Here is a 14,791-nt window from a genome sequence, read left to right as displayed (position 1 = left end):
GGTGACCATCTCCCCACGGATGGGGCGATCACGCATCCCAGACGGTCACCACCGTGCGGTCGTCGGCGTAGCCCTTCACCCGGGTCTGGGAGTCCGCCAGGTACGCCGCCAGGCCCGGCGCGCGGCCCTGGCCCCAGCGCCCGGCCAGGTGGGCGGCGAGTTCCGGCTCGCCGCGCAGCGGCTCGGCCAGGCCGGCGCTGCACATCAGCAGCGCGTCACCCGGCTGGGCGACGGTGGCCCGGAACCGGAACGGCTCGGACGCCTCGTCGGGCGCGACGTCGAGGTCCTGCCAGCCGCCGTCCCGGATGCGGAACAGGCCGCCCTCCCCCACCCCGAAGAACAGCCGGATACGGCACGCGGGGTCGGCCGGCAGCAGCAGGCAGCGCACCGACGCGGTGTACGCGCCCTCCGCAAGGCCCAGGTCCTCGCCCCGGGCCCGCAGCCGCCCGTAGCAGCGGTCGGTCAGCCGGTGCAGCCCCGACTTCAGGGAGCCCCGGCGGGCGGCCCGCAGGTCGTCGGCGAGCCGGGCCCGGCTGCGGCCCACCGCGCCCGCGATCCACCGCACCGCGTCCTGCGCGGCACGGTGCGCGTCGTCGGCCGCCCGCGCCCCGCTCGCCATCGCCACCAGCAGCAGCGCCTCGTCGCCCGTGCCGAACCGCGCGGTCAGCAGCGCGTCCCGGCGCGGCTGGCCGCGGTAACGGGCCGAGTCGCCGCGCACCGCCGCGGTCCGCAGCGTCATCACGCCGTACTCCGCCCCGTCCAGCACGGTGTCGGGGACCAGCGCGTCCAGCCCCTCGGGGTCCGCCTCCGGCCACGCGGTCGGCTCGGGGCCGTACGTCGGCGGGCCGCCGCCCACCACACCCACCTCCGTGCCGGCGTCGTCCACCACCCGCGTCACCCCGGCCGCGGGCACCCACCCGGGTGGCAACTCCGGCGCCCACCGCACCTCGCCCTCGGCGAACACCGTCTCGCCGGGCGGCTGCACCATGGGTGGGGCCGGGGCAGGGGCCGGCGGCGCAGGCAGGCGCGCCTCGTCGACCGGCTCCGCGTACGCGGGCGGCGGCGCTTCCGGCGTCGGAGCCGGAGCCGGGAGCGGGACCGGCTCGGCGGCCGGGTCGTCGACCAGGTCCGTGTACGGGGAGTCCGGCGGCTGCGGGCGGGCGGGCGCAGGGGGCGCGGGCGGCGGCCCGGCCGGGTCGTCGACCAGGTCCGTGTACGCGGAGGCCGGCGCTCGCGGGGGCGCTTGGGCCTCGGGCGCCACGGCGGTCTCGGGGCGCCCGGGCGACTCGGGGGGCGTCTCTGGAACCGCCGACGCCTCCTGCTCGGCCGGCTGCGCCGACGGCGACGGCTGTGGCGGTCGTTGCGAGAGCCGCGCCGACCAGCCCTCGGCCGCGGGCGGGGCCGTCGGCGCGGCCGGGCTGGACAGCGGCGCAGCCGCGCTGCGCGGAGTGGCCCACGCGTCCCAGGGCTTGGCGGGCGGCGGCGCGTACGTCTCCGCGGCACGCGGGTCCGGCGCGGGCGCGGCCTCCGGTTCGGCTACGGCAGCGGGTTCGGGTTCAGGTTCGGGCGCGGGTTCGGCTACGGCAGCGGGCGCGGCCTCGGCGACGGGTTCGGGCCGCTCCGGCTCCGGCGCGGGTACGTACGCGGGTTCAGGCGCGGGTTCGGCTACGGCAGCGGGCGCGGCCTCGGCGACGGGTTCGGGCCACTCCGACTCCGGCGCGGGTACGTACGCGGCCTCGGGTCCCGCCTGGACGTCCGGCGCCTGCGCGGGCAGGGGCGCCGGCGCCCGTACGGCCTCGGGTGCGCGCGGCGCGGGTGCGTACGCGCTGCCCATGCGCGGGTCCGGCACGGCGTCGGGTTCCGCCACCGGTTCCGCGGCGAGGTCGGGTTCGGGCTCGGGTTCGACCGCGGGTTCCGGCTCGGTCGCGGGCACCGCGTCGCGCACCGGTTCCGGTGCCGGTTCCGGATCTGACGCCGGGTCCGGTTCCGGCGCGGGCTCGGCGCGCGCCTCCTCGGCCGGCGGCGCGGGCGGCGCGGACCGGACGGACACCGCCTCCGCGGCGAAGGGCTCCCGGGCGGGCTCGCGTTCCGGCGCCGTCGCCGGCTCCGCGAAGGGCTCCGGCGCCAACTCCCGCTCGGGCTGCCGCTGTACCGGCATCGGTGCCGGCTCCGCGAAGGTCGGTGCCGCCGCCCACGGGTCCCACGGCGGCGGCGGAGGAGCCGTGCGCTCCTCCTGGCGCGGCGGTGGTGGCGGCGGGGGTGCCGGACGGCTCGGCCGCTGCCATGACGGCGGAGGGGGCGGCGGGGTCGGCCGCCGCAGCCGCAGCGTCTCGGTCCGGGGCGGGGGCGGCGGCGTCATCGCGTTCAGCGCCGAGTCGAAGTGCGCGTCGAGGGAGTCGTTCCCGGCGCCCGAAGCTCCGGCGGCGACCTCCTCGTCGTACAACTGCCGCCACCAGTCGTCCTCTTGGCTGCCGCGTGCGTCGCCCTGCTGGCTCATGCCCTTATTGTCCACCGCCGAGCGGACCGGGAAACGCGAAACGCCGGGTCGGCCCAGCCCCCACGGCCAGGGCCGGCCCGGCGCGCGCGGTTCGCACGTGCTCCCCGGGTATGACACCGGCTGCGATGTGGATCACAGTGGCAGAGGGCACCCGACGGAGGGGAGGATGTCCACGGCGGGAAACCGCCGCGGCTCATTCCCGCCATGCCGCCGTCGCCGTCGGTGTCGCACAGCCGCCCATCCCGAGGAGGGGCCTTCGTTGCTCGGCGCCATCGGCCTCGACGAGGCACAGGAATCGGCCTACCGCGCTCTGGTCGCGCTCGGCGCGGCCGAACTCGGCCAACTGGCCGACCGGTTGGCGCTGCCCGAGGAGGACGCCGCCCGGCTGCTGCGCCGGCTGGAGGGGCACGGCCTGGTCGCCCAGTCCTCCGCGCGGCCCGGCCGCTGGGTGGTCGCGCCGCCGGCGGTCGCGCTGTCCGCGCTGCTGACCAGCCGGCGGCACGCCCTGGAGCAGGCCGAGTTGGCCGCGGCCGTGCTCGCCGCCGAGTTCAGGGCCGAGGCGGCAGAACCCGCCGTGCACGACCTCGTCGAAGTGGTCACCGGCGCGGGCGCGGTGGCCCAGCGCTTCCTCCAACTCCAGTTCGGCGCCGAGCGGGAGGTGTGCGCCCTGGTCAGCGGCCGTCCGGTCGCGGTCGACGGCGTGGACAACGACGCGGAGGCCGACGCGGCGCGGCGCGGGGTGTCGTACCGCGTGGTGCTGGAACGGGAAGCGGTCACCGGGCAGAGCGGGCTCACCGAACTGGCCGCCGCGCTCGACCGCGACGAGCAGGTGCGGGTGGTGCAACGGGTACCGACCAAGCTCGTGGTGGTCGACCGGACGCTGGCGATGGTGCCGCTGGGCCGCCGCGCCGAGCCCGCCGCGCTGGTGGTGCACGCCAGCGGCCTGCTGGAGGCGCTGACGGAGCTCTTCGAGGGCGTGTGGCGGCAGGCCATGCCGCTGCGCCTGGAGCCGGGCGGCATACTCGCCGAGCAGCGGAACGCGCAGCCCGACAACACCGACCTGCGCATCCTGTCCCTGCTGCTGGCCGGCCTGACCGACACCTCCACCGCCAAACAGCTCGACCTCGGCCTGCGCACGGTGCAGCGCCGGGTGAAGCGGCTGATGGAGATCGCCGGCGTGAGCACCCGCCTCCAGCTCGGCTGGCACGCCTACGAACGCGGCTGGATCGCCCGCGACGAGCCCTGACCCGGAGCAGCCGCCCGGCGTGAACCGTGCGCGGGGGCGTACGCGGAGCGCGTAGGGGAGCGTACGAGAGGCTGCACAGGGCGGCTGCACAGGGCGTGATCCGTCCGAATCCGGCCCGCCGCGCCCCGCATCAGGCGTACGGTTCCCTGGCGGCATGCGGCAGGCCGGTCTCGCACCCGGCCGGGGGACGCGATCCGGTAACACCGGTGCGTCGGGCGCGTCGCCGGACAGCGAACGCGCCCGGATTCCGGCAGGGTGGCTCTCATGGGGACCGCACAGTTGTGCCTGATCGGCGCGGTGATGTTGCTGGGCATCGTCTGCGTATCGGCACCTGGGGTACCGGGGACGCTGCTGTGCTGGGCGGCCGTGCTGTGGTGGGCCACCTCGCAGCACACCACCCTGACCTGGGGCGTACTCGCCGGGGCGACGGGGCTGCTGGCGGTCGCCCAGGTGGTGCTGTGGCTGATGCCGTCCCGGCGGATTCGCGACTCCGGCGTCACCTGGCGCACGGTGATGACGGCGAGCGGGGTGGCGATCCCCGGGTTCTTCGTGCTCCCGGTGGTGGGCGCGCCGCTGGGCTTCGCCGGCACCGTGTACGTCCACGAGCGGGTCCGGCTGGGCGGGCACCGCGCCGCCTGGACGGCGACCCGCCGGGTGATGCGTACGGTCGGAGGGTCCGTCCTGGTCGAGCTGATGGCGTGCCTGATCGTGGCGGGCGCGTGGGTGGGCGCGGTCATCGCGGGGTAGCCGGCGCCGGCAGCGTCGGACCGCGCCCAGCGGCATCGTCCCGCGCCCGGCGCCGTCGGCCCGCGTCCCGCCCCCGCGTCAGATCCCGGGGCCCTCGATGCCCCAGCTGATGATCTTGTACGGGTGGATACGGATCAGCTCCGGGCTCATCCGCTCGCCGTACTCGTGCGGCCCCTCCACCTGCTCGGCGGTGCCGCGGATCTCGACGCCGCGGGCGGTACGGGGGTCGCCCGGGCGGGACATCTCGTCCACCACGAGGGACACGTTCGGATTGACGGCGACATTGCGCCACTTCTTGGTGGTACCCATCGCGAAGCCGCCGATGTCCACCGCGCCGTCCTCGCGCAGGAAGAAGCCCACCGGGTTCGCCTGCGGGCGCCCCTTCGCGTCGACGGTGGCCAGCCTGGCGAGGAACTGCCCGCGCAGATACGCCAGCTCGGCTTCGTTCAGTTCGGTCCGTGCGGTCCTGGTCGTCATACGGTCATCCTCCCGCCGCTCCCCCGCCCCGGCATCCGCCGCTCGGCTGAAAGAACCCGGACCAAGGTCCTAGGCGAAGCGCGGAAAGGCCGTTGCCACTCGGGGCCGTTCGGGCCGTTCGGGGGTGCGGGGATGCCGGGCGGGAACGGCTGCCCGGCGTCAGGCTCCGGCCTGGAAGCGGATGCCCGCCAGCGTCAGGTCCAGGCCGGCGAGGAACTGCTCCTTGTCGTCGTGCCCGTCGAACTCGTCGACGATATCGTGCAGGAACGGGTACTCCTCGGCGTCGAGCCCGCGCCACGTCGTCGCGTAGCGGCCGAGGAACTCCTCGCGGTCCACGAATCCCTCGACCACCTCCTCGGGCGGCTCCTGCCCCATGTCGGCGGCGTTGGAGACCACGACGCCCACGATCGCCGACACGGCGTGGAACCGCTGCCGTGGCGTGAGGTCGAGCCGGAGTGTCTGCTGCCCCAGCTTCTCGTAGAGGCGCAACGAGTTGCCCTGGACGTCGATGTCGCGCATGAAGTGCACACCCAGCCACGGCCGGTCCACGATCGCGTCGAACAGCGTGACGGCCATCACGCGCAGGTCGTCGATCGGGTCACTGCTGCCGGCCTGCTCCTCGACGGCGGTCAGCACCCCGCTGAGCACGTGGTCGACGGCACGTTCGAGCAGGTCGTCCTTGCCGGAGACGTACCAGTAGATGCTGCCGACGCCGGTGCCGAGCCGGGCCGCGAGCGCGCGGAGGGTCAGCGCCGGCGCGCCCGCCTCGTCGAGCAGGGCCACCGCCGCGGTGAGAACCGCCTCGATGGAGTGCGAAGCACGTCGCCGCCCTCGGGAAGGACGATCGGCGGGTCGTGGTCGCGGGCCTGTCATGGTGCACATCCTTTCACAACTTGCGCATTCATCGAACCACGTTCTATGGTCGAACGTCGTTCGATAGTCGGCGACGTTCCGAGAGGAGGCCCGCCATGACCACGACCGCCGCTTCCACCGCGCCTGCCGCATCGCGTACCTATCCGTCGCTGCGCGCGGCGTGGATTCCCCTGGCCGCGCTCTGCCTGGCCTTCTTCGTCGAGATGGTCGACAACACGCTGCTGTCGATCGCGTTGCCCACGATCGGCCGGGACCTCGACGGCAGCACGACCGCGCTGCAATGGGTCACCGGCGCGTACTCGCTGACCTTCGGCGGCCTGCTGCTGACGGCGGGATCGATGGCCGACCGGCTCGGGCGCCGACGCGTGCTGCTGGTCGGCCTGGCCGTGTTCGGCCTGCTGAGCCTGGGCGTCGTCGCGGTCACCACCGCGGGGGAACTCATCACCCTGCGGGCCGGCCTCGGCATCGCCGCGGCGGCGATGGCGCCCATCACCAACTCGCTGGTCTTCCGGCTGTTCGACGACAAGGCGCTGCGGATGCGCGCGATGACCCTGATGATCATCGTCGGCATGTCCGGCTTCGTCCTCGGCCCCCTGCTGGGCGGCACCGCCCTGGCCCACGTGCGGTGGCAGTGGCTCCTGGTCGTCAACGCCCCGATCGCGCTGATCGCGGCCGTCGGCGTCCGTCTCGGCGTCCCGGCCGACCGGCCGGAGGACCTGACCCAGGACCGGCTCGACCTGCCGGGCGCCGCGCTGAGCGTCACCACCATCGGCCTCGCCTGCTACTCGCTGACCAGCGGCGTCGAGCACGGCTGGCACTCCGCGATCACCCTCGCCGCGCTCCTCGGCGCCCTCGCCGCGGGCGTCGCGTTCGTGCGGCACGAGCGCCGCACCCCCTCGCCCATGCTGGACCTGCGCCTCTTCTCCAACGGCACCGTGCGCGGCGCCGCCATCGCGCAGATCGGCACGGCCATCGCGATGGCCGCGGTGATGTTCGGGCTGATCCTCCACTTCCAGTACGCCTACGGGTGGAGCCCGGTCCGGGCCGGCCTGGCGAACCTCCCGATCATCGTGACCATGATCGCCGCGACCCCGCTGTCCGAGTGGCTGGCGGGAAGGTTCGGCCACCGCATCGCCTGCCTGGTCGGCGCGGCCTGCCTGGCCGGCTCGCTGGCCGGCCTGTCCTGGGGAGTCGACCACGGGTACGGCGCCATCGCGGCCTGCATGGTCCTGATGACCATCGGGCTGCGCACCGTCATGACGATCTGCGCCATCGCACTCGTCGACGCGATGCCGAGCAACCGCACGTCGATCGGCACGGCACTCAACGACACCGCCCAGGAGGTCGGAACCAGCATCGGCACCGCCATGGTCGGCACCCTGATCGCCGCGCTCGTCACCACGCAACTGCCCGCAGGCACCTGGAGCGGGGCGCTGGTGGCGTCGTTCTTCCACGGCGAGCGGATCACCTACGCCGTGCTGGCGGTCGTCGTCGGCCTGGTCGCGGCAGGCGGCGCCCTCACCCTCACCGACTCCCACGCCACGGAAGAGGCCGCCGCCGAGGAACCCGCCTGACACGTCCGCCCCGGGGTCGCCGGATCACGCCGAGCCGCTTCGGCGAGCCGCCGCTGATCCGGCGCCGCTCACCGGACCCGGGACCGTACGCACCATCCGCCCGTCCGCCGGGCCGCCCGCTCACGCCCACGCGGCGGCGCGCCCGGGCGGACCGGTGCGGGTGTCGGCACCGGCAACCCTGGGGACACACCGAGAGAGCGCTCTCACGCGGTCGGCCCGACCCGATACGCTGTCCGTATCGAAATGGTCCGGAAATTTTCGTTATCCGCGTGCGAAGGAGCCCTCCGTTGTCCGACCCGAGCTTCGTGCCCCGCCCCACGCTGGAGGCCGTGGCCGCACGGGCCGGGGTGTCCAGGGCGACCGCTTCCCGCGTGGTCAACGGCAGCGAGGGGGTGCGCGCGCCGCTGGCCGAGCGGGTCCGGCGGGCCGTCGACGAGCTGGGTTACGTGCCCAACCAGGCCGCGCGCGCCCTGGTGACGCGGCGGAACGACGCCATCGCGGTGGTCGTGGCCGAGCCGGAGACGCGGTTCTTCGCGGACCCGTTCTTCGCCCAGCAGGTACGCGGCATCAGCAAGGAACTGACCGCGCACGACAACCAGTTGGTGCTGCTGCTCACCGAGGGCGCCGGCGACTACGAGCGGGTGGGCCGCTATCTGGGCGGCGGCCACGTGGACGGCGCGCTGATCTTCTCGCTGCACGACGACGACACGCTGCCCGCGCTCGCCCGCCGGGCCGGGGTGCCGACGGTGATAGGCGGCCGCCCCGACTGGTCCGACAGCGAGACGCTCTACGTCGACTGCGACAACCGCGGCGGCGCCCGCGACGCGGTCCAGCACCTGCTGAACCTGGGCCGCCGCCGGATCGGCCACATCGCCGGCCCGCTGGACCAGACCGCGTCCGTGGACCGGCTGGACGGCTTCCGCGACGCGCTGCCGGACATCGACCCGCGGCTGATCGCCGAGGGCGACTTCACCCCCGACGGCGGCTCCCAGGCGATGGCCCGGCTGCTGGACGACTTCCCCGACCTGGACGGGGTGTTCGCGGCGTCCGACGTGATGGCCTCGGGGGCGCTGCGGCTGCTGCGCACGCGGGGGCGGCGGGTGCCGGAGGACGTGGCGGTGATCGGCTTCGACGACATCGTGTCGGTCTCCGACTGGACCGACCCGCCGCTGACCACGATCCGGCAGGACATCGAGGAGATGGGCCGGATGATGGCGCGGTTGCTGCTGCGCCGGATCGAGGCGGGCGCGGCCGAGTCGGGCGGGCCCGCGCTGTCGTCGATCGTGACGCGGACGCAGCTGGTGGTGCGCGCGTCGGCGTGAGGGTCGGCGGGATGGGCGGCGTGAGGATCTGCGGGACGGACGGCGCCGGGATCGGGGTGGAAGCCGAACCAGCACGTCAACCGTTCATCCGGTTTACGCATCACGCGACTTACTTACCGTCATATTTTCGCCAACGCTCAACAGGTCTACGGAGAAGCCGTGTTGAGAAGTGGATTGAGACCCTCATGCAACGGGAAGGTCACGATCAGGCAGCGAAAGTGACGGTGCGGTGAAGGCCGCGCGGATGTGAGGAGGTCATGGCATGGCCTACAGCGTCATCTTGGGAATCGTGATCGTGGCGCTCGTCATCGCCGGGATCATCGGTTCCTTCTGGAGCGAGGGAAGCCCGATCGGGGTCCGGCGCCGCCACGGACGTCGTGGCGGCACCGGATGAGGAGCGCGGAGGGCGGGCCGCGCTGAGCCGGCCGCCGGTCAGCGGACCTGGCCGTGGCGGTGGCCGCCGCCCCCGCCGCGCTTGCGCTCGTACATCTCCCGGCCGGCCGCCGACCGCTGCTTCCACTCACGGCGCAGTTCGGCGCGCAGTCGCTGGTCGGTGCGGGAGGCGATCCAGGCGTTCTCGCGCAGCAGCTTGCGGTAGCTGTCGAGGCGGCGCTGCGGCAGGGTGCCGTCGTCCAGCGCGGCGAGCACCGCGCACCCCGGCTCGGCCTGGTGCGAGCAGTCCGGGAAGCGGCAGTCCGCGGCCAGTTGCTCGATCTCGGCGAAGACCTGGCCGAGTCCGGTCTCGGCGTCCCACAGCCCGACGCCGCGCAGCCCGGGGGTGTCGATGAGCACTCCCCCGTCCGGCAGCGGCACCATGTCCCGGGTGGTCGTGGTGTGCCGGCCCTTGCCGTCGGCGTCCCGGGTGGCCTGCACCTCCTGGACGGACACCCCGGCCAGGGCGTTGGTCAGCGTCGACTTGCCGGCGCCGGACTGCCCGAGCAGCACCGTGCTGCCCTCGGCGAGCAACTCGCCCAGCTCGTCGAGCCCTTCACCGCTCTCGGCGCTCGCCACCACCACCCGCACCCCGGGCGCGGCGGCTTCCGCGTCGGCGAGCAGATGGGTGGTGTCGGGCACCAGGTCGGCCTTGGTGAGCACCACGACCGGCTGCGCTCCGCTCTCCCAGGCCAGCGAGACGAACCGTTCCAGCCGTCCCAGGTCCAGTTCGAGGGCGAGCGAGACGCACACCGCCACGTGGTCCAGGTTCGCCGCCAGCACCTGGCCCTCCGACCGCTTCGACGACGTGGACCGGACGAACCGGGAGCGCCGGGGCAGCAGTTCCCGCACGAAACGGGGGTCGTGGCCGGCCGGATCGAGCGCGGCCCAGTCCCCGGTGCACACCACGCGCATCGGGTCCTTCGGCACGACGTACTCGGTGTCGGCGCGCGCCACGCCCTCGGCCGTGAACACATCACACCGTCCACGGTCCACCCGCACCACCCGCCCGGGCACCAGCCCACGCTCGGCGTACGGCACGAACTCCGCCTCCCACACGTCGTCCCAGCCGTAGGGCACGAGAGCATGTGAGGAGACATCACGAAAAGAGAAAGACAAGGGAAACCCTTCGAACAGGGCCCCGACCCGCGCGCCCACAGGCGCGACGAACAGCAGAAGAGGTCAGCCGGAGACCACAGAGGTGAACCGCACGATCAGCTGAATGTGGGCAACGCCCGTCACGGAAACAGCCATCGGGTCACACCTCCCAGGTCACACACACGACCGACACGGCCACCCAACCGGGCACCGCGCTGCGAACACCCGCACCGTAGCGGTTCCCCCACCACCCCCGCCACCCAATTACGTGCCCTGCTTACGCAGCGAGGACCAAGCCCTCCGCCCGCGCGCCTCCTCCCCCCACCAGCACCTCGATCCGGGGCCCCCGGTAACTCGTGCCCGCACCCGAGCACGTCCTGAACCGCACCAACTCCAACCGCAGCGCACACCGCACCTCTGCCACCAGCGGCTCCGAAGAACCCACCAGGGCTTCGAGCTGCTCACCGAACTCCCACGAGGACGACCGCACCTCGAACCAGCCCAGCCCCGGTGCCCCTGCCAGCCGAAACCGAACCCGAACATCCAGCCTCCCGAGACCCTCCACCCCAGCACGCCGAAACTCACTCAACCGCCCACCGGCAGCTTCACGCCGAACAGACGCGGCTCCCCCGCCCCAGACGAACCCGATGTCCACACCAGCGTTGAAGTTCACCAGCACATGCACCGACGCGCTACCGGACAGCACCTCGTAGCCAGCCAGCTCTTCCCGACCTGGCGCCGTCTCCGCCACCGTCCCGCCAAGCGCCGCACCGACCGCCTGGGCCAAGGACATGTCCTCACCCGTCACCCGCCACACCGTCCGCACGACCGGCCGTCCGCCTACCTGATAACCGACGTGAAACACCCCCACAGTCGGATCACCCGGCGAAACCTCGCAACCCTCGTTCCATCGCCCACTTGCACCTACCACCATCACAGCCTCCAACCGAGACACTGGGGGAAGGCGATAGTGGGTCAGATGCACCAGCTTGGCTCCGCCGAGATCACGTTGTATAAAGGCGGGTCACGGCAGCCTGAAGGCCGTCCTGCTCGGCCTGTCCGGCCACTCGCCGCACACCGTCGACGTGGAGACGACCGACGACGAGGTCGCCCGGATCCGCGCCGAGCGCCGGCTTACTGATCGTTTCAGAATGGGTCTTGCGCCGGACGATCTTGGTTGACACAGTGCCCGAGTGCGTGTTGATCTTGTTGCAGATGACCTGTGGGAGCGAGTGGCTCCGTTGCTGCCTCCCGCTCCCGAGCGGCGTCACCGCCATCCAGGGCGGCTGCGGGTTCCGGACCGGGTGGCTCTCGCCGGCATCGTCTACGTGTTGCGGACCGGTGTCGCATGGCGCGATGTGCCGACAGCAGTCGTCGGCTGCTCGGGCGTCACGGCCTGGCGGCGACTGCGGGACTGGACCGAAGCGGCGTCTGGCCCCGCCTGCACGCCTCGCTGCTGACCGAGTTGCGCCGTGCGGACCTGCTGGACCTGGACGACTGCGCCGTGGACGGCTCCCACATCCGGGCCCTAAAAGGGGGGATCACGTCGGCCCCTCGCCCGTCGACCGCGCCCGCCCCGGCTCCAAGCACCATGTGATCGTGGACCGGTACGGCACGCCGCTCGCCGTGACGCTCACCGGGGGCAACCGCCACGACGTCACCCAACTGCTGCCCCTCCTGGACGCGATACCGCCGATCCGAGGAGCGCGAGGACGTCCCCGGCGCAAGCCCCGGCGATTGTTCGCCGACCGGGGCTACGACTACGACAAGTACCGCCGCCTGCTCTGGAAGCGCGGAATCAGGCCGATGATCGCCCGACGCGGCGTCGCCCACGGCTCCGGACTCGGCAAGGTGCGCTGGGTCGTCGAGCGCACCTTCGCCTGGCTCCACCAGTTCAAGCGGCTGCGCACCCGCTACGAACGACGTGCCGACCTCCACCAGGGACTGCTCGACCTCGCCAGCAGCCTCATCTGCTTGCGACGCCTGCGAAACGATCTCAGGGCAAGTGCCGATCGCTGAAGATGAGCCGCTTGCGGCCAGCAGCGGGTCCGGAGCGCTCAGTCTCTTCGCGGACGAGCACCATCCCTGCCCGTTCGACGACCCGACGTGATGCTGTGTTCTCCGACAGGACGCGGGCCACCACGGGGCGACCGGGCGCCACGGCGCGGGCGCAAGCGAGTGCCTCGCGGACGATCTCTCCGGCTAGGCCACGGCCCCAGACTCCCGGCGTGAGCCTGTAGCCGAGGTTCCATACATCCCCGTCTACGACTGAGACCCCGCCCGTGCCGATGATCTCGCCAGGTCGCAGAGAGCACCCTGGAAGGGGAGCCTTGAGCAGCACGGACCAATAGCCCAGTCCGTACTCGTGCCAGCTCGGCTGGGCCTTGGCAATCATGGCGGCAGTGACTTGGGGTGTGGCGTGTCGCCCCTGCGGCAGATGCGACCACGTTGCTGGATCTCCGTACACGTCGTGTACTGCTTCCACGTGCTCCATGACCAGAGCATGCAACTCCAGACGTTCGGTTCGGTGCGACCGGAATCCGTCAGCCGCAGGCGTCTCCAGCTCCGACATCATCATGTAACGCCACCCCTGTCGTAAGACTCTCTACCCGATTTTGAGTATTACACACGCAACGAAGAGGCGCGCCAGCAGGGAGGGAAGCTACAAATGAAGCGGCGAGCACACAGCCGCCAGACGGGCATTCTGAAACGATCAGTTAGCTGCTGGCACCCACGAGATCGCCTTCGACGCCGACCTGGTGCTGCACCGGCGCCACTCGCTGCCGTACCACGCCAACGGGACGACGCTGCGGCCTACGACGACGCTGGCGAGGTGCTGCTGGCGAAGACCTACTACCTGGGCGGGCGGCCGGGTGGTCACCATCCCGACCAACGGCGCCGCCAGGATCATCCCGGCCGTCCTGCAGTACTACCTCGCCTTCGTCTGCGCGCCCACCACCTCCGCCACAGACGGGGACGACGCCGCAGTCCGCTGCTTGCTGCGGCCGAGATCGACATAGAGCACACAACCTCAGCCTCACCTGCGACCCCATCGGCGGCCTCGTCCAGACCCCCCGCCTCGAACGCAACGACATGGCCGCGGTCAAGGCCGTCACCGCCGCCCGCATGGCCATGCGCGGCGACGGCCGCCACCACGTCTCCCCCGACAAGGTCATCAAGACCATGAAGCAGACCGGCGCCGACATGAAGGTCAAGTACAAGGAGACCGCCCGCGGCGGCCTCGCCGTCAACGTCATCGAGTGCTGACCGCGTAGGGCCTGACCTGCGGGTTCCAACCTTTCAGCTCTGTCGGAGCCTTCCGTGCTTGTACGTAGAAAAGTCCCTCGGAAGTCCTCCGACAGAGCTGAAAGTCCCTGAAAAGTCCCTGGGGATCAGGGCCTGGGGAGGCGGCGTCAGCAGGTCGGTGCAGCGCACCGAGGCCGGCACCCGACCGTCGGCGTACCCATCCGCCTGGCAAGGCCACGTGGGCAGCAGCTCCGTCACCGCCGATCACGGACCCAGGGTCTATGAGTCGCCCGGGATCCCGTGCCGGAGAAATCACGCATAGTCCTCCCTTATCCAGTCCGTGCAGTTCAGCAAGATGGTGCGTCCGCTTCGTGGTAAACCATTACGCCTCTTCCAAAGGCGTCCGGGCTCACCGCGGGGAGCAATGCTCAAGACCTGTGGATCAGCCCCGGGCCGGGACGCGAAGGCGTCTTCCCGAATGATCCTTTGATGGTCACCGAGTAGGCCCGCGTTCGCAGCGCGGGTCGGGAAGGCACGCCCGTGCTCAGCGTAGTGAATGCCGAGGGTTCCACCGAGTCCGGTTCCCTGATCGACGAGATCGTCCGCGAGGGCGCCCGCCGGATGCTGGCCGCCGCGCTGGAGGCGGAAGTCAACCAGTACATAACCGAGTTGGCTGCCGAGCGGGACGGGCACGGGCACCGCCCGGTGGTCCGCAACGGCCACCACCGGCCCCGCACCGTGACCACCGCGGCAGGTGCTGTCGAGGTCACCGCCCCCCGGGTCAACGACCGCCGCGTCGATGAGGAGACAGGCGAGCGCAAGCGGTTCTCCTCAAGATCCTGGCCCCGTGGTGCCGCAAGTCCCCGAAGTCTCCGAGGTGCTGCCGCTGCTCTACCTGCACGGACGGTCCTCGGGGGACTTCGTGCCCGCGCTGGAGCAGTTCCTCGGCTCGGCGGCCGGGTTGTCGCCGGCGACGGTGACGCGGCTGACGAAGCAGTGGGGCGACGACCACGCCGCCTTCCAGGACCGGGACCTGTCGGACCGCGACTTCGTCTACGTGTGGGCCGACGGCGTGCATCCCAAGGTCCGGCTCTGGGCAGGCCCACTCCTGCGTGCTGGTGCTGCTCGGGGTCCGTCTGGACGGCACCAAGGAGTTGGTCGCGCGCTGGCGGAGGGGCTGCGCGAGTCGACGGAGTCGTGGGCCGACCTGCTGCGCGACTGCCGCCGCCGGGGCATGCGCGACCCCGAGCTGGTTGTCGGCGACGGCGCGATGGGGTTG

At 72.3% G+C, this 14,791-nt stretch carries 11 protein-coding genes and 5 pseudogenes; 10 read left to right on the top strand and 6 right to left on the bottom strand.

The features are described from left to right. Positions 1-28 precede the first annotated feature (28 nt). Positions 29-2,497, bottom strand: a complete 2,469-nt coding sequence (locus tag OG370_RS33195) for a protein phosphatase 2C domain-containing protein (protein ID WP_328470777.1) — start codon at positions 2,495-2,497, stop codon at positions 29-31. Between the two features lie 259 nt (positions 2,498-2,756). Here OG370_RS33195 and OG370_RS33190 point away from each other — a divergent pair, with 259 nt between their 5' ends. Further along, complete coding sequence (locus OG370_RS33190) at positions 2,757-3,743, top strand: helix-turn-helix domain-containing protein (RefSeq protein ID WP_328470775.1); 987 nt, start codon at positions 2,757-2,759, stop codon at positions 3,741-3,743. Between the two features lie 264 nt (positions 3,744-4,007). Beyond that, the gene (locus tag OG370_RS33185) at positions 4,008-4,490 is read left to right on the top strand and encodes a DUF456 domain-containing protein (RefSeq protein WP_328470773.1); all 483 of its coding nucleotides are present in this window, start codon (positions 4,008-4,010) and stop codon (positions 4,488-4,490) included. 78 nt (positions 4,491-4,568) lie between these two features. Here OG370_RS33185 and OG370_RS33180 read toward each other — a convergent pair whose 3' ends face one another. After that, complete coding sequence (locus OG370_RS33180; RefSeq protein ID WP_328470771.1) at positions 4,569-4,967, bottom strand: PPOX class F420-dependent oxidoreductase; 399 nt, start codon at positions 4,965-4,967, stop codon at positions 4,569-4,571. Positions 4,968-5,126: 159 nt separating this feature from the next. Then, positions 5,127-5,774: a TetR/AcrR family transcriptional regulator gene (locus OG370_RS33175; protein WP_328474656.1), complete on the bottom strand. Its 648-nt coding sequence runs from the start codon at positions 5,772-5,774 to the stop codon at positions 5,127-5,129. A 161-nt stretch (positions 5,775-5,935) separates the two neighbouring features. Here OG370_RS33175 and OG370_RS33170 point away from each other — a divergent pair, with 161 nt between their 5' ends. The 3 genes from OG370_RS33170 to OG370_RS33160 all read left to right on the top strand — a co-directional run bounded on the left by OG370_RS33170 (position 5,936) and on the right by OG370_RS33160 (position 9,130). Beyond that, the gene (locus tag OG370_RS33170) at positions 5,936-7,414 is read left to right on the top strand and encodes an MFS transporter (protein ID WP_328470769.1); all 1,479 of its coding nucleotides are present in this window, start codon (positions 5,936-5,938) and stop codon (positions 7,412-7,414) included. Positions 7,415-7,701: 287 nt separating this feature from the next. Beyond that, complete coding sequence (locus OG370_RS33165) at positions 7,702-8,736, top strand: LacI family DNA-binding transcriptional regulator (RefSeq protein ID WP_328470767.1); 1,035 nt, start codon at positions 7,702-7,704, stop codon at positions 8,734-8,736. A 262-nt stretch (positions 8,737-8,998) separates the two neighbouring features. Further along, positions 8,999-9,130 carry a hypothetical protein gene (locus OG370_RS33160; RefSeq protein WP_328470765.1) on the top strand — a complete coding sequence of 44 codons (132 nt, stop codon included), beginning with the start codon at positions 8,999-9,001 and terminating at the stop codon, positions 9,128-9,130. Between the two features lie 38 nt (positions 9,131-9,168). On the opposite strand, the gene rsgA is transcribed toward OG370_RS33160, so the two are convergent. Continuing rightward, complete coding sequence (gene rsgA, locus OG370_RS33155) at positions 9,169-10,248, bottom strand: ribosome small subunit-dependent GTPase A (RefSeq protein ID WP_328470763.1); 1,080 nt, start codon at positions 10,246-10,248, stop codon at positions 9,169-9,171. Positions 10,249-10,543: 295 nt separating this feature from the next. Then, on the bottom strand, positions 10,544-11,074 hold the full coding sequence (locus OG370_RS33150) for a hypothetical protein (RefSeq protein ID WP_328470761.1): 531 nt from the start codon (positions 11,072-11,074) through the stop codon (positions 10,544-10,546). Positions 11,075-11,288: 214 nt separating this feature from the next. Here OG370_RS33150 and OG370_RS41600 point away from each other — a divergent pair. After that, positions 11,289-11,402: pseudogene (locus OG370_RS41600) on the top strand (serine dehydratase beta chain); the annotation flags it as partial. A 57-nt stretch (positions 11,403-11,459) separates the two neighbouring features. Continuing rightward, a pseudogene (locus OG370_RS33140) lies at positions 11,460-12,285 on the top strand (IS5 family transposase). Here the strand turns inward: OG370_RS33140 and OG370_RS41595 are convergent. Further along, positions 12,263-12,838 (bottom strand): GNAT family N-acetyltransferase, encoded by a 576-nt coding sequence (locus OG370_RS41595; RefSeq protein WP_443060913.1) that lies wholly within the window; start codon positions 12,836-12,838, stop codon positions 12,263-12,265. The pseudogene OG370_RS33140 and the gene OG370_RS41595 overlap by 23 nt on opposite strands. Before the next feature lie 452 nt (positions 12,839-13,290). Here OG370_RS41595 and OG370_RS41590 point away from each other — a divergent pair. The 3 pseudogenes from OG370_RS41590 to OG370_RS33125 all read left to right on the top strand — a co-directional run. After that, positions 13,291-13,533 (top strand): annotated as a pseudogene (locus OG370_RS41590) (L-serine ammonia-lyase, iron-sulfur-dependent, subunit alpha); the annotation flags it as partial. A gap of 600 nt (positions 13,534-14,133) precedes the next feature. Further along, positions 14,134-14,235: pseudogene (locus tag OG370_RS33130) on the top strand (hypothetical protein); the annotation flags it as partial. 76 nt (positions 14,236-14,311) lie between these two features. Then, positions 14,312-14,746, top strand: a pseudogene (locus OG370_RS33125) (transposase); the annotation flags it as partial. Positions 14,747-14,791 lie beyond the last annotated feature (45 nt).

Source organism: Streptomyces sp. NBC_00448 (assembly GCF_036014115.1).
GTDB lineage: Bacteria > Actinomycetota > Actinomycetes > Streptomycetales > Streptomycetaceae > Actinacidiphila.
Note: the sequence above shows the minus strand (reverse complement) of the source record. Positions and strands in the feature narration are given on the sequence as shown.